This window comes from Nonomuraea monospora (assembly GCF_039531895.1).
GTDB lineage: Bacteria > Actinomycetota > Actinomycetes > Streptosporangiales > Streptosporangiaceae > Nonomuraea > Nonomuraea monospora.
The window spans coordinates 126416-141512 of the sequence record NZ_BAAAQX010000027.1 but is presented as its reverse complement, the minus strand read 5'-3'; the positions used below and the strand labels follow the sequence as shown (position 1 = coordinate 141512).

Below are 15097 nucleotides of genomic sequence, written 5' to 3'. Positions count from 1 at the left end.
CCCTTGGACGGTGCCCGAGAACGTGGACGGGGTGTGCGAGCACCCGTACGGAAACTCGTGGATCCACCACACGCCCCAGCGGAGCCCCGTGGTCAGCGTGTCGACCGACGCCGTGCCGCGCCAGGACCGCCTGGCCTGGTGGGCGCACATGTCCGCGCACGAGATCGCGCCGACGGCGCTGTCCAGCTCGCACGCCGACGACTTCCACGGCCGGACGCACTCCGTCGACCTGGCGGGCGTGCGGGTGGCCGAGTTCGCGGTGTCGCCGGTGACCGGCACCCGCACCCCCGCCCACATCAGGCGGCACGACCCCGACGTCTACCAGCTCCTCCTGGTGCACGACGGCCCGGTGCGGCTGGAGCAGCGGCGCACCGACTCCCTCCTGCGGGCCGGCGACTTCTCCCTGTTCAGCACCTCGCACCCGTACTTCACCACGTTCGCCGACCTCGGCGCCCTCACCCGGCTGACCATCCTGTTCCTGCCGGGCGACGCGCTCCCCCTGCCCCGCGGCAAGTTCGAACGCCTCCTGGCGCACCGGCTGCCCGCCAGTACCGGCACGGGCGCGATGCTCGCCCGCTACCTCACCGGCCTGCGCGAGCACGCCGCCGGCTGCGACCCCGCCGACCTGCCCCGCCTGGGCACCATCGGCCTCGACCTGGCCGCCACCTTCCTCGCGGGCCGCCTCGGCGCCGAGAGCCTGCTCACGCCCGAGACCCGCCGCCGCACCCTGGCCGCCCGCGTCGACGCCTTCATCGACCGCCACCTCGGCGACCCGGACCTCGATCCGGCGGCCATCGCCGCACGTCACCACATCTCCGTGCGCACGCTGCACCTGCTCTTCCAGGATCAAGCCGAGACCGTGAGCGCCACCGTCCGGCGGCGCCGCCTCGAACGCGCCCGCGCCGACCTCGCCGACCCGCGGCTGCGTGACCAGCCGATCGGCGAGGTCGGGCTGCGGTGGGGGTTCAGGACGGCCGCCGAGTTCAGCCGGGCCTTCCGGACGGCCTACGGCGTCAGCCCGCGCGACCATCGGCGGCAGGCGCTCGGGGCGGAACCCGCCTGAGCACGGACGCCGAAGGCTCATGAGGGGGCCCACGCGACCGGGCGGCATTTGACCTGCCGCGTCCGCGGTGGTGATACTTGTCCCCCAAGCTAGCCAAATTTGGCTAGTGAGCCCCCGGGGAGTCTCATGAGTTCGGTACGGCTGCTGGTGCTGGGAGCGTTGCGCAGGCGAGGCCGCGCGCACGGCTACCAGGTGCGCGCGGATCTCGAGTCATGGGGCGCCCACGAGTGGGCCACCGCCACCTCGGGCTCGGTGTACCACGCGCTCAAGAGCATGGCCGGCCAAGGGCTGCTGGTGGCGCACGGGCAGGCGCCCTCGCAGGCCGGCGGCCCGTCCAGGATCGAGTACGAGCTGACCGGCGACGGCGAACGGGAGTACCTGACCCTCCTCAGCCGGGCCCTCGCCGACCGCACCCCCGACCTGGACGTGCTGGGCGCCGCCATCGGCCTGATCGAGGACCTGCCGAGGGAGCACGCCCTGCGCATGCTGCGCGAGCGGGCGCACGCGATGCGCGAGTGGCGTGCGAGCATCACCGCCCACCTGCCCGCCGGCGCCGACCTGGAGACGTGGGGGCCGATCGGCGAGGTGCTGTCGCTGTGGCTGACCACGGCCGACACCGGCGCCCGCTGGACCGACCGGCTCATCCGCCGCCTTGAGGAAGGCGCGTTCACCATGGCCGGCGAGAACCCCGCACCCCGATAGCCGGAGACACCATGGCCGGCGAGAAACCCGCACCCCGATAGCCGGAGACATCATGGCCGACGAGATCACCGTGCCGTTGCTTCCCTGCCGCTCCATCGACGAGATGGTCGGCTTCTACACGATGCTGGGCTTCGCCCGCACCTACTACCAGACCCGCCCGAACCCGTACGTGTCGCTGCAGCGAGAGGACCTGCGGCTGGACTTCTTCGGCATGCCCGACTTCGACCCGGAGAACTCCTACGGCACCTGCGTGGTCCTCGTGCCCGACACCGGCGAGCTGTTCGAGGCGTTCGCCGCGGGCATGCGCCGGGTGCACGGCAAGCTCCTGGTGACCGGCATCCCCCGGATGACCCGGCCGCGCAAGAGGAAGAACGCCGGCAACGTGTCCGGGTTCACCGTCATCGACCCGGGCGGCAACTGGATCAGGATCATGGCCGCCGCCCCCGTGCCCGAGGAGGAGACGGCCACGGGCAAGCTCACCACGACCCTGCACAGGGCGGTCGTGATGGGCGACTCCCACGGCAAGCACGTACGGGCGGCTCAGATCCTGGACGCGGCCCTCGACCGGGACAGGGACACCGCGACGGCGGCCGAGCAGCTCGAAGCGCTGGCCTACCGGGCCGAGCTGGCGCTGCGGGCCGGGGACCCGGCGGCGGCCGGCGACGCGCTCGCCCGGGCCCGCGCGCTTCCGCTGTCCGGCGACGAGCGTGACAGGCTCGCCGGAACGCTGGCCGCCCTCGACGACGTGGCCGCCGCGCTCCGGCCCGCACCCTGACCACGGGACGAGATCACGACAGGGGTGGCTGCTCCGTGCCCGGGGTGGCCGACGATCCCCCGCGAGCCCGCGCGCGACCTGCTTCGCCACCATCACCACCACGGAGCTGGTCACTCGCCGGCGGTAGGTCTCCCCATGTGCGGCGGCCTGCGCTCGGTCGGCGATGCGGGTTCGGATCCTCGGAGGTGCGGGCCGGATCCTGATCACAGCCCCACGTCCCGGCGGAGCAGGTCGTCGATCTCCTCGCGCCGCACCACCACGCGGGCCGCGCCGTCGACGACCGCGATGACGGGCGGGCGGCCGGTGAGGTTGTAGGTGGAGGCCATCGAGTAGTGGTAGGCGCCGGTGGCGGGGATCGCGACGACGTCGCCCGCCCGCAGGTCGGCGGGCAGCGGCACGTTCTCGGCGAGCACGTCGCCCGCCTCGCAGTGGTGCCCGACCAGCGTGACCTCACGGTCCGGCGCCGTGGCGGCCCGGCCGATCAGGCGGGCGGTGTAGCGGGCGCCGTACAGGGACGGGCGCGGGTTGTCGCTCATGCCGCCGTCCACGGCGACGTAGGTGCGCATGAGCGTGCGCTTGACCGCGATGACCCGGTACAGCGTCAGCCCTGCGGGGCCGCTGATCGACCGGCCGGGCTCGACGCTCAGCCGGGGCACCGGCAGTCCCAGCTCCGCGCACGACTCCTCCAGCGCCTTGAGCACGGTGGCGGCGTACTCGGCGGGGGTCAGGCCGTGCTCGGCGGGCAGGTAGGCGATGCCCTGGCCGCCGCCGAGGTCCAGCTCGGGCAGGACGACGCCGTGCGTGTCCCGGACGCGGGCGAGCTGCTCCACCATGACGCGCACCGCCCGCCCGTACGGCTCCGCGGCGCCGATCTGGGAGCCCAGGTGGCAGTGCAGCCCGGCCAGCTCCAGCTCCGGCCGGCGCAGCACCCGGTCCACGGCCGCGGCGAGGTCCCCGGTGGCGATGGACAGGCCGAACTTCTGCCCCTCGCCGCCGGTGCGGACGGCCGCGCAGGCGCCCGCCTCGATGTCAGGGACGACGCGGAGCAGGATCTTCTGCCTGCTCCCCGGCGGGACCAGCGCCGCCAGCCGGACGATCTCGGCGAGGTTGTCGACGACGATGCGCCCCACCCCGTACCGCACCGCCTCCAGCAGCTCGTGCGGGGTCTTGGCGTTGCCGTGGAAGACGATCCGCCCGGCGGGGAACCCGACGGACCGGGCGATGGCCAGCTCGCCGCCCGAGCAGACGTCCAGGCCGAGCCCCTCCTGGCGGATCCAGGTGGCCATCGCGCGGCACAGGAACGCCTTGGCCGCGTACAGGATGGTCGCGTCCGGCAGCGCGGCGCGGAAGGCGCGGCACCGCTCGCGCACGTCGGCCTCGTCCACCACGTACGCGGGCGTGCCGTGCCGCTCTGCGATCCGCATGAGCGGCACTCCCCCGGTGCTGGCGACCGGCTGGAAGCGGGTGGTGGCCGACCAGGGCTCCACGTGGTCCTGGTGGAGGGCGTGCATCAGGCCACCCGCCTGGCCGGGCGGGACATCGTGCCCGCCGGGTCGATGACGATGCCGACGACGTCCAGCTCGGTGAGCATGCCGCGCAGCGCCGGCTCGGTGAGCACCACCCACCGCTGGTCCGGTCCGAGCACCTGGGCCAGCTTGAGCGGCGAGGTGAACGCGACCGCCGCCCGCTTGCCGGCGGCGGTGCGGAACAGCCGCAGGGCCGAGGCGAACCTGCCCATGCTGACGGGGACGAACAATCGGGGCTCTGACATCTGTTTCCCTCCTGCGAAGGTCGTACATGAGGGACGCTAGAACCGTTTCAGGGCGTGTTTCGCAATCGCTGCGCAATCCGGACGCGCGACCCCGGGAATCCTGACGCGATGTTGACAGCCGACGCGATCACCACAGCCTGCCTCGGGCGCGGAACACCCCGGCGGCCGAGCCGATCACGCCGGTGGCCAGCAGCGGGCCGCCGGGGACGGCGGACAGCGACGTCAGCTCGCCACCGGCCGGAACCCTCGTCCACCGGCCGGATCGGTCGCGGTGGGCGAGGGCGGAGTCGATCCCGTTGACGTCCATGGAGCCGAGGAACCAGTGGCCGCCCCTGCCGTCGGGCACGGGCGGCACGTCCCGGACCATGCGCCCGGCCTGCGCGGAGGTGCTCTCGCTCCGCCAGCCGGCGTCGGTCCGGTGAAGCAGGAACGACGACGTCCCGATCTCCCCGGTGATCCAGACGCCGGACGGATCGGCGGTGATGGCGCGCAGGGGAGGGCTGAGCGGGGCCTCCGGCAGGTGGGCGCTCAGGTCGGCACGGGTCCAGGCCCGCCCGTCGAAGTGGTGCACGAAGGGGCCTTCGGCGTCGAGGGCCCAGATGTCCGAGGCGGAACTGGCGCTGACCCGCATGGCACGGAAGGCGATGTCCGATTCCGACCACTTCGTGCCATCGTAGCGCCACGCCTTGAAGTCACCGAAGATCCACACGTCGTGCCCGGCGACGGCGAGCGTCCAGGCCGTCGCGGGCGCCTTCCTCGCGGCCGTCCAGGCGCTCCCGTCCCAGCGCAGGACGCGGCCACCGGCCAGGGCCCACACCGCGGACGGGCCGGACGCGGCGACCGGGCCGACATCTCCGCGTTCGACGGGGAGATCACTCTTCTTCCAGGAGCCGCCGTCCCAGCGGAAGGCCATGGGCCGGTGCGGGCCGTCGGCCACCGGCACCCAGGCGGCGATGCCCAGGACCTTCCAGCCGAACGCCCAGGCGTCACGCTCGCCGGTGGCGATGACCCGGCCGTAGGTGACGGACGGCCGGCGGGCCACCAGTTCCCAGCGGTCGTTCCCGTCCATCGGCATGTTGCGTAGCGTAGAGCCCGCCGCGTCCCGCCAGTGCGGTGACCATGAACATTCACCGGCTTGACCGCGCTCACGGTGACCCACGCGTTCGCCGATCTCGTCGTTGTGTATGGTCTGTCTTCCGCATCGTGGGGAGGGCAAGGCCGTGGAGCGCGAAACACTGACCGGTTACCTGGACTCGCAGCGCAAGCACGTCCTGGGCATCCTGGACGGCCTTGGAGAGGGGCAACTACGCGAGGTGGTGCTGCCGTCCGGTTGGTCGCCCCGCGACCTGGTGCACCATTTGACCTGGTCCGAGGCGCTTTGGTTCCGCGGCGCGATGGCCGCCGATCGCCAGGTCATCGACACGCTCGTGGAAGGCGAGTTCGGTTGGAAGGTCCCCGAGGAGCTCTCCGGTGCGGACGTGCTCGCGCGGTATCGACGGACGATCGAGCTGTCCAACATGGTCATCGGGGCGACGGCGATCGATGCCGCGCCGGCCTGGTGGCCGACGAAGATGTTCGGTTCGGGGTCATGGCGGCTGGATTCTTTGCGCGAAGTGCTGCTGCACGTGATCGTCGACACTGCGACGCACGCCGGACAACTCGACGCGGTTCGGGAGCTGATCGACGGACGGCAGTGGCTGGTCAACGACGACTGACCGGCCGCGGGTCACTGAACCCGGTGAACGTCAGCGGTCACCGCACCAGCCGAGCCCGAGCCTGTTCACCGCCTCGACGACGGGCGCCGCGCCGTCCTCCACCGAGACCTGGGCCGCGAGCGCCCGCGCCCGCCGCTCATACGCCGGGTCGCCGGCCGCGGTGCTGAGCGCGGCGGCCAGCCGTGCGGAGGTCAGGCGGCGGAACGGGATCGCGGCCGGGGCCACGCCGAGCGCCGCCAGTCTGGACGCCCACAGCGGCTGGTCGTTCATGACCGGCACGGCCACGGCAGGCACCCCCGCCCGCACCCCGCTCCCGGTGGTGCCGCTGCCGCAGTGGTGGGCGACGGCGGCCATCCGGGGGAACAGCCAGTCGTGCGGCACGTCACCGACCGCGAGCACGTCGTCCGAGAGCGGTCCCCGCGGGCCGGTCTGCAGCACGCCGCGCAGCCCGGCCCGTCGCAGCGCCCGTACGGCCAGTTCCGTGTACCGCTCGGCCCGCGCGCCCGCCAGGCTGCCGAACCCGACGAAGACCGGTGCGGGCCCGGAGGAAAGGAAGTCGCGCAGCACCGGATCCGGCTGCCAGGCCCGTGACCGGAACGGCCACCAGTAACCGGTGACCTCCAGGCCAGGCCGCCAGTCGGCAGGGCGGGGCAGCACCAGCGGGCTGACCCCGTGGAAGACCGGCCAGCGGGTGTCCTCCCTGCGCCGGTAGAGGTCGCGCGGGCTCATCGGGGGCAGCCCGAGCCGGGCCCGCAGCTTCGTGTTCGCCCCGGCGAGCAGCGGCGACTCGAACCAGAGCCGGGCCGCCCTGCGGTTCCCCCACCGTCCGAGCGAGCGGCGGAACAGGCTCATGACCGGCGGGAAGTCCCCGGTGGGTTCGATCGGCTGCAGGTGGACGCCCATGCTCGGCACGCCCATCGCCTCGGCGACGTGACGGCCCGGCGCGCCCGCCACGCCGAGCAGCAGCAGGTCGGCCTCCTGTTCGGCGAGCCCGGCCAGGCCGTCCATGAGCCGCCCGCCGTACTCCGCGTACGCGCGGACGGAGAAGCGGCCGGTCAGCGCGGCGAGGGGGTCGCCGGGAAGCGGCAGGTGCTCCAGGCCCGCGCCGGTCACCAGGTCCGCGTACGGCTGGTGCGCGGCGACGGCCACCTCGTGCCCGGCCTCGCGTAAGCGCGCTCCCAGCCCCGTGTACGGCGCCACGTCCCCCCGCGTACCGGCGCCGACGATCAGAACCCGCACCCCCATCACCCCATCCCCGTTTATCATGCACTCGCATGATAAACCTTTTCCCATGCACTCGCATGAGAAAGCGACGGGGAGATGCCGAAGATCGTGGACCATGACGCCAGGCGGCGGCACATCGCCGAGGCCGTGCACCGCATCATCCACGACAGGGGCATGGAGAGCGTCAGCCTGAGGGAGGTCGCCGCCGCGGCCGGGATGTCCATGGGGACGGTGCAGTACTACGTCCAGACCAAGGACCAGATGCTGCTGCTGGCGCTGGAGCACTTCAGGGTCTGGATCGGGACCCGGGTGGCGGCCGTGGCCGCGCGCCGCTCCACGCCGCTCGACCTGCTGCGGGACACCGTGCTGGAGCTGCTGCCGCTGGACGACGAGCGCCGCCACCTGAACCGCGTCGGGCTGGCGTTCCAGGCCAGCTCGGTGGTGGCCGCCGATCAGGCGGCGGCGATGCGGCTCGGGCTGCCGCACCTGCTGTCCTTCCTCGCCGAGCAGATCAGCGCCGCCCAGACCGCCGGGCAGCTCGCCGCGCACCTGGACCCCGGCAAGGAGGCGAGCATCCTGTACGCCTTCGCGCAGGGCATCGTGAACGCCACCCTGGTCGGCCACTACTCGCCCGAGGAGGTCGTGGCGGCGCTCGACTACCACCTGGCACGGCTGCGCGCCTGACCCCCCTCCTCGGGTTCCAGCACCTCGGCCTCGGGGCCGAAGCCGAGCAGGCAGCGTCCGGGGGCTCGGCGGCGCCCTCACCATCGGCGGGTCAGCTCAGCTCGGCGCGGACGACCGGCACCACCTCGCCGAAGAAGCGCTCCAGATGGCCCCGCGTGGTGGCGGCGTCGGTGAGGAAGAAGCCCTCGAAGCCGACGCCGAACAGGTCGTTGCCGAAGTCGGCGTGCAGGGCGAGCAGCTTCTCGGTGATCTGCGCGGGGCTGCCGATCAGCGCGGAGCCGCGGGCGACGAAGTCCTCCAGGCTCTCGTACGGGAATCCGTTGCTCGCGGCGACCGGCTGCCGGCGGAAGCGTTCGAACGCCGGGCGGGCCAGCTCGTAGGCGTCCTGGGAGCGGGTGGCGATCACCGGCGAGTGGGCGCCCAGCCCGAGAGGGATCCGCGCCGGGTCGTGGCCGTGGTGCGCCAGCCGTTCCCGGTAGTGCCGGACCAGCTCCAGGTAGTGGGCGGCGGGCCTGAAGCCGTTGGCGGAGTACAGCGGGTCGCCGAAGGCGGCGGCCAGCTCGGTTGAGCGCCTGCTGGAGGCCGAGCCGTGCCACACGCGCGGCGCGGGCCGCTGGAAGGGGCGCGGCCGGGTCGTCACCTCGTCGAGAGGCGGACGGAACCGTCCCGACCAGGTGACCCGCTCCTCGCGCCACAACCGCCGCAGCAGCTCGTACGCCTCGGCGAGCCGATCCCACTGCTCCTCCTCGCGCGCCCCGAACAGCTTCAGCGACGGCGCGTCGTTGCCCTTGCCGATGATCAGTTCGAGGCGGCCCTCGCTGAGGTGGTCGAGCAGGGCGTAGTCCTCGGCCACCCGCACCGGGTCGTTGAGCGACAGCACGGCCACGGTGGTGAACAGCCGGATGGCCGAGGTGCGTGCGGCGATGTGCGACAGCAGCACCGCCGGCGACGGGGACAGGAAGCCGGGGTTGTGCCGCTCCCCCACGCCGAAGCCGTCGTAGCCGATCCGCTCGGCCCACACGGCGAGGTCCACGGCGGCGCGCAGCCGGTCGTGCTCGGTCTCGCCGGGCAGCGACAGCGCCGGATCGGCCGACAGCAGGGTGCTCGCGAGGAAGCGCGGGCTCACCAGGCGCTCGTCTCCACGGTGACCGCCGGGACCAGGTCGTCGCGCAGCGTCTCCAGGAACGTGACGACCTCGGCGGCTACCGCGCGGTGCTGGAGGTCGTTGAGTACGTCGTGGTGGGCGCCGCGGACCACGGCGAGCCTGGCCTTGGGCAGGGTCTTGGCCGTGCGGGTGATCGCGTCGCGGTCGGCCAGCGGGTCGGCGTCGCCGACGAGCAGGAGGTGCGGGATGGTGGCGGTGCTCTCGTACGCCGTGGTGAGGAGGTCCTGGGGCACGGCGCCGGACAGCGCGCCGCGCCGCACGGACGCGTCGCCGGTCAGGACGCCGCGGTGGGTGGGGCAGTGGGTGCGGACGTCCAGCTCGTCCTCCCAGCCGCCACCGGCCCGCGAGCCGCTGCCGGGCAGCCCCGCCAGCACAACCGCCTCCGGCCACCAGCCCACCGCCGCACCGGATGCCGGGCCGGAGGATGCACCCGCCACCGAGCCCGCCGCCGAACCAGAGGCCGCGCCCGCCACCGAGCCCGCCACCGTCCCGGAGGCCAAGCCTGCCGCTGCACCCGACGTCGGCGTTGCCGTTGCGGAGGCTTTGGCGAGCAGGGCGGCGAGGGCGGCGGCGCCCAGGTCGGCGCCTGCCAGGACCAGCGGCCGGGGCAGGCCGTCCGCCCCCTCGCCCGCGACGCCCTCGACGGCCTCCGACAGCCGCCGGGCGAGCGCGTCCAGGAAGGGCTCGGCCTCGGAAGGGTCACCGTCCGGCAGGTCCACGACCCGCACCCGGTAGGCGTCGGCGGCGAGCCGCGCCCCGAACCGCGCGTACGTCGCGCGGGTCTCCCCGCGCCCCGGCACGACGATGACCGTGCCTCTGGTCCGCAGCCCCGCAGGGGCGTGAAAGTCGGTGCTCTGCGTCATGTCTTGCTCCAATTGGTCAGAGGGAGGGGGCGGCGAGGGCGCGCACTTCCTCGCGCAGCGCCCGCCGCAGCTCGGGATCCGGCGGCTGCTCGTCGCGGATCGACGGCACGGACGTCACGAGCAGGCGGGTGTACGGGTGCCGCGGAGCCAGGAGGATCTCCTCCGTGGTGCCCGTCTCCACCACCTGCCCGTGGTAGAGCACGACGACGCGGTCCGCGACGCCGCCGAGCGAGCCGAGGTCGTGCGTGATCAGCAGGACGCCGAGGTCGCGGGTCTCGCGCAGCCTGGTCAGGAGTTCGAGGACGGTGATGCGCGTCGAGGCGTCGAGGGCGCTGACCGGCTCGTCGCAGATCAGCAGCCGCGGATCGACGGCGACGGCGCGGGCGATCGCGACCCGCTGCCGCTGGCCGCCGGACAGCTCGCCGGGGTGCTTGTCCAGCAGCTCGATCGGCAACGAGACGAGCCGCGCGACGCGATGCGCGGCGTCCCGCAGCTCGGCGCGAGTGTGCCCGCGGCGCGCGGCGTTCTCCGACGCGCCGCGCACGGGCCCGCCGCGCCCGGGCCCGCCGCGCACCACGAGCCCTTCGACCAGGGTGTCGAACACGGTGCGGTCGGGGTCGAGGCTGCGCAGCGGGTCCTGGAAGACGTACTGCACGGCCCCGCTGCGGCGGAACGCCCGCAACGCCCGGCCCCGCAGCCCGCCGACCTCGCGCCCGTCCACCGAGACGGTGCCGCCGCGGGCCTGCACAAGGCCGAGGACGGCGCGGGCGAGCGTGGTCTTGCCGGAGCCGGTCTCCCCGATGAGCCCGACGATCTCACCGGGCGCCACCGTCAGATCGACGCCGTGCAGGATCTCGGTGCGCGCCCGGCCGCGGCCGAGCGCGACGTGCAGCCCGGAGACGTCGAGCAACGCGGTCATCGGCGGCTCCTCTGCTCACGCACCCGGTCGATGCCGAAGCGCTCGTGGTTGTCGATCAGCTCGCGCGTGTACGGGTGGGCGGGGGCGCGCAGCACCTGCCGGGTGGGCCCCGTCTCGACGACGCCGCCGTCGCGGAAGACGTGCACGGTGTCGCACAGTTGCGCGATGACGGCCAGGTCGTGGGAGACGACGACGAGGGTGAGCCCTCGTTCGCGGCGCAGCTCCGTGAGCAGTTCGAGCACCTCGGCCTGCACGGTCACGTCGAGCGCCGTGGTGGCCTCGTCGGCGATCAGCAGCTCGGGGTCCGCGGTGATCGACATGGCGATGAGCACGCGTTGCAGCATCCCGCCCGACAGCTCGAAGGGGTACTGCGCGTAGACGTGCTCGGGGTGGCGCAGCCCCATGGCGCGCAGCAGCTCGACGGCTCGCTGCCGCGCGGCCCGGCGGGCCAGCCCGACCTTGACCCGCAGCACCTCGGCGAGCTGGGCGCCGACGGTGATCGACGGGTTGAGGTAGGAGGCCGGGTCCTGGAAGACGGCGGCGAGGTGGGTGCCGCGCAGGCGGGCCCGCTCGGCGGCGGGCAGCGCGGTCAGCTCGGTGTCCCGCAGGGTGATCTCTCCGCCGGTGACCTCGACGCCGGCGGGCAGCAGCCCGAGGATGGCGCGGCAGGTCAGGGTCTTGCCGCTGCCGGACTCGCCGACCAGCCCGACGGCCGAGCCGCGCGGGAGGTCGAGGTCCACGCCGTGCACGACCTCGGTGCCGTCGGCGACGGCGACGCGCAGCCCGCGTACGGACAACAGCGTCTCGCGCCCGGCGTCGGCGACCGGGCGGACGGCGGTGGCGGAGTCAGGCGAGACGGACACGGCGCGCTCCTCTCCTCATCAGCGTCCGCGCACGCCCGTGGTCGCCGCTGGTGTCCCTGATCGCGTCGGCGAGCAGGTTGAGCGCGCCGACGGTGGCCATGATGAACAGGGACGGGAACACAGGCCCGTACGGCCGCTGCGTCAGGTAGCCGAGATCGCTGGCGACGATGCCGCCCCAGGTGGGCTCGGGCGGCACGACGCCGATGCCGAGGAAGGTCAGCGACGAGACGATCAGGAGGCCGCCGGCGGTGGCGTTCGCGGTGGCCACGACGAGCGTCGGCAGGATCTTGGACCACACGTGCGTGCGCAGCACCCGCCACGTCGAGGCGCCGAAGAGCTGCGCGGCCGTCACGTACTGCGCGTTGGCGTGGCTGAGCGCGGCGGCCCTGGTGATGCGGTAGAACGACGGCGCGAGCAGGATGCCGACGGCGATCATCGCCTGGTGGACGGCGTTGCCGAGCAGCGCGGCCACCGCGATGGCGAAGATCAGGAAGGGCAGCGCGATGAGCCCGTCCATGACCCGCAGGGTGATCCACTCGTAGACGCGTCCGAGGTGGACGGAGGTGATGCCGGGCACGACGCCGATGACCAGGCCGATGGCGACCGCCTCGAACGCGGTGAACACCGACCCCGGCGCGCCGGCCAGGACCCGGCTGAGCACGTCGCGGCCGAGGTAGTCGGTGCCGAACCAGTGGGCGGCGCTCGGCGGCTGGAGGATGCCGGGGCTGTTGCGCAGCGAATCGTACGGCGCCACGAAGGGCCCGATCACCGCGAGCAGCAGCACGGCCGCCAGCACGATCGCCGCGACGGCACCCGCGCGGGTGCGCAGGGCGTCGGTGACGGTCCTCATATCTCCCTCCTGGCGGCGGGGCGCAGCTTGACCAGCAGGACGTTGACGAGCGCGGACGAGATGAGCACGACGGCGATCGTCACGAGCAGGGCGCCCTGCACGACGGGCACGTCACCGCCGAGCGCCGCGGTCTTGGTCAGCTCGCCGATGCCGGGCAGCGCGAACACGGTCTCGACGATGACGGCGCCGCCGATGAGCCGCGGCACGTGCATGCCGAGCACGGCCACCGCGGGGCCCGCGCCGTTGCGCAGCGCGTGCACGAGCACGACGCGCCACCCCGGCAGCCCCCGCACCTGCGCACCCACGATGTAGTTCTCGTGCAGCGTGTCGGCCAGGCCGGTGCGCAACTGGCGGGCGACGTCCGCGGCGGCGTCCAGACTCAGTGCCACGCTCGGCAGCAGGAGGAAGGTCGCCCAGGTCAGCAGCCCCTCGGACGGCGGCGCCCAGCCGCCGGACGGCAGCACGGGGATGAGCAGCGAGAACACCGTGATGAGCGCGATCGCGGCGACGAACCCGGGGACGGTGGCCAGCACGGAGGTGACGACGGTGACGGCGCGGTCCAGCCGGCCGCCCTGCCGGACGGCGGCGAGGATGCCGGACACGCCGCCGAGCACGACGGCGATGAGCAGCGCCCCGGCGGCCACCGACAGGCTGACCGGCAGCCGCTCGGCGATGCTCTGCGCCACGGGGATCTTCGTGAACCAGGAGGCGCCGAGGTCGCCGTGCAGGGCGTCCCACAGCCACAGCGCGTAGCGCGCCGGCAGCGGCTGGTCGAGGCCGAACGTCTCGCGCATCCTGGCCACGTCGGCGGGGGTGGCGGAGTCGCCGAGCACGAGCGACGCGGGGTCCTGCTCCGTCAGCCCGCCGAGCATGAACGTGAGGAAGGTGGAGACGAGCAGCACGGGGACGGCGATCAGTAGGGCGCGGCCCACGGCGGCGGCGGGCGCCGTGACCGAAGGCAGGCCCCCGCGCACGTTCAGCGTGGTCATCTCGCTACCCAGACGCCCTCGAAGCGCTGGATGTCCACCCAGTGCTGCAGGCCGTGCACCTTGGGGGTGTGCGCGGTGAAGCGCGTCACCGTGAACAGGAACACGTTCGGCATGTTCGTCACCGCGATCTTGGTGGCGTCCTGGATCGCCGCCGGGTAGGCGGGATCCTTCAGGTCGTAGCCGCTCGCCTTCGCGACCGCCTCGGGGAGCCGGTCGGGGGTCGTCTTGCCGAGGTTCATCAGCCCCTGCGGCCCGAACAGCACCTGCAGCGCCTGCACCGGCGACTGGCGGGCGTTGAACTGGTCGAGCACGAACGGGTACCTGCGGGTGATGTAGTTGTTGACGCCCGGCGTCTGGACGGTGAGCGTGGTGCGGATGCCGGCGGCGTTCAGCTGCTGCTGGATCAGCTCGCCGACGGGGTCGTCGGCCTTGCCCAGGGCGAGCTGGACGTCGATGCCGTTCGGGTGTCCCGCCTCGGCGAGCAGTTGCTTGGCCTTGGCCACGTCGTGCGGGTAGAGGTTGTCGAGCTGCGCGTTGTGGGCGACGTACCCCTTGGGGAACGGCTGCCAGACCGGCTGGCCGTAGCCGAAGTTGGCCGTCTTGACCAGCGCCTGCCGGTCGATGGCCGTGCTGATCGCCTGGACGACCTTGGGGTTGTCGAACGGCTTGACCGTGTTGTTCACGTCGAGGACGCGGACCGGCAGCACGTCGGTCGTCTCGACCGGGAATCCGGCGGCCTTGACCCCGCCGACCTGCGACGCGGTGAGGTCGGCGACGTCGAACTGGCCCGACTGGAGCCCCGCGACCGCCACGGACGGGTCGGGGGTCGGCTTGAGCACGAAGTTCGTGACGAGGATCTGGTCGGCGTTCCAGAACGCGGGGTTCTTCACCAGCGTGGCCTGCGACCCGGGCACGTAGCTCTTCAGGATGAAGGGCCCTGCGCCGACCGGCTGGGTGGCCAGCTTCGTGGCGTCCTTCGACGCAGCCGGGCTGACGATCTGCCCGGTCTTGCCGGACAGCAGCAGCGGGATCTGGTAGTCCACCTGGGTCAGGTGCAGCGTCACGTCGGTGGCGCTGTCGGCGGTGACGCTCTCGACGGTGGCCAGTTGCGGCGCGATCGTCGAGTCCTTCGCGCTCTTGCCGCGTTCCAGGCTGGCCTTGACGGCGGCGGCGTCGAGCTTGGTGCCGTCGGAGAAGGTCAGGCCGGGCCGGAGGTGGAAGGTGACCGAGCGGCCGTCCTCGGCGTAGGCCCACGAGTGCGCGAGCCCTGGGACGGCCTCGCCCTTCGCGTTCACCTCGGTGATGCCCTCGTAGACGAGGGTCAGCGCGTGGACGTCGTTGCCGACCGCGGAGGTCACCGGGTCCCAGGTGGAGGGCAGCGACCAGCCCCAGGTCAGGGTGTCGCCGCGCTGGCCGCCGGCGGACACGGTGACGCCGTCGCCGACGGCCGCGCGGGAGGCGCAGCCGGTGAGCACGAGCGCCGCGACGGCGGCGATGAGCGCCTTCCTCACGTT

The 15097-nt window shown here is 73.3% G+C and carries 16 protein-coding genes; 5 read left to right on the top strand and 11 right to left on the bottom strand.

Annotated features, from left to right (window positions below):
* Positions 1–10: 10 nt before the first annotated feature.
* The 3 genes from ABD331_RS40040 (at position 11) to ABD331_RS40030 (ending at position 2540) form a co-directional block, all read left to right on the top strand.
* Positions 11–1063, top strand: a complete 1053-nt coding sequence (locus tag ABD331_RS40040) for an AraC-like ligand-binding domain-containing protein (protein ID WP_344487307.1) — start codon at positions 11–13, stop codon at positions 1061–1063.
* 126 nt (positions 1064–1189) lie between these two features.
* Positions 1190–1765, top strand: coding sequence for a PadR family transcriptional regulator (locus tag ABD331_RS40035; RefSeq protein WP_344487305.1), 576 nt, complete (start codon positions 1190–1192; stop codon positions 1763–1765).
* Between the two features lie 52 nt (positions 1766–1817).
* A complete protein-coding gene (locus ABD331_RS40030; RefSeq protein ID WP_344487303.1) occupies positions 1818–2540 on the top strand; it encodes a VOC family protein in 723 nt (240 codons plus the stop codon).
* 203 nt (positions 2541–2743) lie between these two features.
* On the opposite strand, the gene lysA is transcribed toward ABD331_RS40030, so the two are convergent.
* From lysA to ABD331_RS40015, 3 genes are all read right to left on the bottom strand, one after another.
* Positions 2744–4051 carry a diaminopimelate decarboxylase gene (lysA, locus tag ABD331_RS40025; protein ID WP_344487301.1) on the bottom strand — a complete coding sequence of 436 codons (1308 nt, stop codon included), beginning with the start codon at positions 4049–4051 and terminating at the stop codon, positions 2744–2746.
* Entirely contained in the window at positions 4051–4311 is a 261-nt protein-coding gene (locus ABD331_RS40020; protein ID WP_344487299.1) for an SAV_915 family protein, read from the bottom strand. Before ABD331_RS40020 ends, lysA begins: the two co-directional genes overlap by 1 nt.
* A gap of 127 nt (positions 4312–4438) precedes the next feature.
* Positions 4439–5386 (bottom strand): hypothetical protein, encoded by a 948-nt coding sequence (locus ABD331_RS40015; protein WP_344487297.1) that lies wholly within the window; start codon positions 5384–5386, stop codon positions 4439–4441.
* 145 nt (positions 5387–5531) lie between these two features.
* Here ABD331_RS40015 and ABD331_RS40010 point away from each other — a divergent pair, with 145 nt between their 5' ends.
* Positions 5532–6026: a mycothiol transferase gene (locus ABD331_RS40010; protein ID WP_344487295.1), complete on the top strand. Its 495-nt coding sequence runs from the start codon at positions 5532–5534 to the stop codon at positions 6024–6026.
* 30 nt (positions 6027–6056) lie between these two features.
* Here ABD331_RS40010 and ABD331_RS40005 read toward each other — a convergent pair whose 3' ends face one another.
* Complete coding sequence (locus ABD331_RS40005) at positions 6057–7292, bottom strand: glycosyltransferase (protein ID WP_344487293.1); 1236 nt, start codon at positions 7290–7292, stop codon at positions 6057–6059.
* Positions 7293–7346: 54 nt separating this feature from the next.
* On the opposite strand from ABD331_RS40005, the gene ABD331_RS40000 reads away from it, so the two are divergent.
* Positions 7347–7934, top strand: coding sequence for a TetR/AcrR family transcriptional regulator (locus ABD331_RS40000; RefSeq protein WP_344487291.1), 588 nt, complete (start codon positions 7347–7349; stop codon positions 7932–7934).
* 91 nt (positions 7935–8025) lie between these two features.
* Here the strand turns inward: ABD331_RS40000 and ABD331_RS39995 are convergent, their stop codons facing one another.
* From ABD331_RS39995 to ABD331_RS39965, 7 genes are read right to left on the bottom strand one after another with little or no spacing between them, the layout of a single operon-like run.
* On the bottom strand, positions 8026–9060 hold the full coding sequence (locus ABD331_RS39995) for an LLM class flavin-dependent oxidoreductase (protein ID WP_344487289.1): 1035 nt from the start codon (positions 9058–9060) through the stop codon (positions 8026–8028).
* The gene (locus ABD331_RS39990; protein ID WP_344487287.1) at positions 9057–9962 is read right to left on the bottom strand and encodes a serine aminopeptidase domain-containing protein; all 906 of its coding nucleotides are present in this window, start codon (positions 9960–9962) and stop codon (positions 9057–9059) included. The genes ABD331_RS39995 and ABD331_RS39990 overlap by 4 nt, the downstream gene beginning before the upstream one ends.
* A 16-nt stretch (positions 9963–9978) precedes the next feature.
* A complete protein-coding gene (locus ABD331_RS39985; protein WP_344487285.1) occupies positions 9979–10881 on the bottom strand; it encodes an ABC transporter ATP-binding protein in 903 nt (300 codons plus the stop codon).
* The gene (locus ABD331_RS39980; RefSeq protein ID WP_344487283.1) at positions 10878–11744 is read right to left on the bottom strand and encodes an ABC transporter ATP-binding protein; all 867 of its coding nucleotides are present in this window, start codon (positions 11742–11744) and stop codon (positions 10878–10880) included. Before ABD331_RS39980 ends, ABD331_RS39985 begins: the two co-directional genes overlap by 4 nt.
* Positions 11728–12594: an ABC transporter permease gene (locus ABD331_RS39975; protein WP_344487281.1), complete on the bottom strand. Its 867-nt coding sequence runs from the start codon at positions 12592–12594 to the stop codon at positions 11728–11730. Before ABD331_RS39975 ends, ABD331_RS39980 begins: the two co-directional genes overlap by 17 nt.
* Positions 12591–13583 carry an ABC transporter permease gene (locus ABD331_RS39970; protein WP_344487279.1) on the bottom strand — a complete coding sequence of 331 codons (993 nt, stop codon included), beginning with the start codon at positions 13581–13583 and terminating at the stop codon, positions 12591–12593. Before ABD331_RS39970 ends, ABD331_RS39975 begins: the two co-directional genes overlap by 4 nt.
* Entirely contained in the window at positions 13580–15094 is a 1515-nt protein-coding gene (locus tag ABD331_RS39965) for an ABC transporter substrate-binding protein (RefSeq protein ID WP_344487277.1), read from the bottom strand. Before ABD331_RS39965 ends, ABD331_RS39970 begins: the two co-directional genes overlap by 4 nt.
* Between the last annotated feature and the right edge of the window lie 3 nt (positions 15095–15097).

Bases quoted from the DNA above. Each gene is read 5' to 3' on its own strand.
- ABD331_RS40020 (WP_344487299.1), bottom strand. From the start codon at position 4,311: ATGTCAGAGCCCCGATTGTTCGTCCCCGTCAGCATGGGCAGGTTCGCC.
- ABD331_RS40030 (WP_344487303.1), top strand. From the start codon at position 1,818: ATGGCCGACGAGATCACCGTGCCGTTGCTTCCCTGCCGCTCCATCGAC.
- ABD331_RS39985 (WP_344487285.1), bottom strand. From the start codon at position 10,881: ATGACCGCGTTGCTCGACGTCTCCGGGCTGCACGTCGCGCTCGGCCGC.
- ABD331_RS39975 (WP_344487281.1), bottom strand. From the start codon at position 12,594: ATGAGGACCGTCACCGACGCCCTGCGCACCCGCGCGGGTGCCGTCGCG.
- ABD331_RS39990 (WP_344487287.1), bottom strand. From the start codon at position 9,962: ATGACGCAGAGCACCGACTTTCACGCCCCTGCGGGGCTGCGGACCAGA.
- ABD331_RS39970 (WP_344487279.1), bottom strand. From the start codon at position 13,583: ATGACCACGCTGAACGTGCGCGGGGGCCTGCCTTCGGTCACGGCGCCC.
- ABD331_RS40015 (WP_344487297.1), bottom strand. From the start codon at position 5,386: ATGCCGATGGACGGGAACGACCGCTGGGAACTGGTGGCCCGCCGGCCG.
- ABD331_RS40035 (WP_344487305.1), top strand. From the start codon at position 1,190: ATGAGTTCGGTACGGCTGCTGGTGCTGGGAGCGTTGCGCAGGCGAGGC.
- ABD331_RS40005 (WP_344487293.1), bottom strand. From the start codon at position 7,292: ATGATAAACGGGGATGGGGTGATGGGGGTGCGGGTTCTGATCGTCGGC.
- lysA (WP_344487301.1), bottom strand. From the start codon at position 4,051: ATGCACGCCCTCCACCAGGACCACGTGGAGCCCTGGTCGGCCACCACC.
- ABD331_RS40000 (WP_344487291.1), top strand. From the start codon at position 7,347: ATGCCGAAGATCGTGGACCATGACGCCAGGCGGCGGCACATCGCCGAG.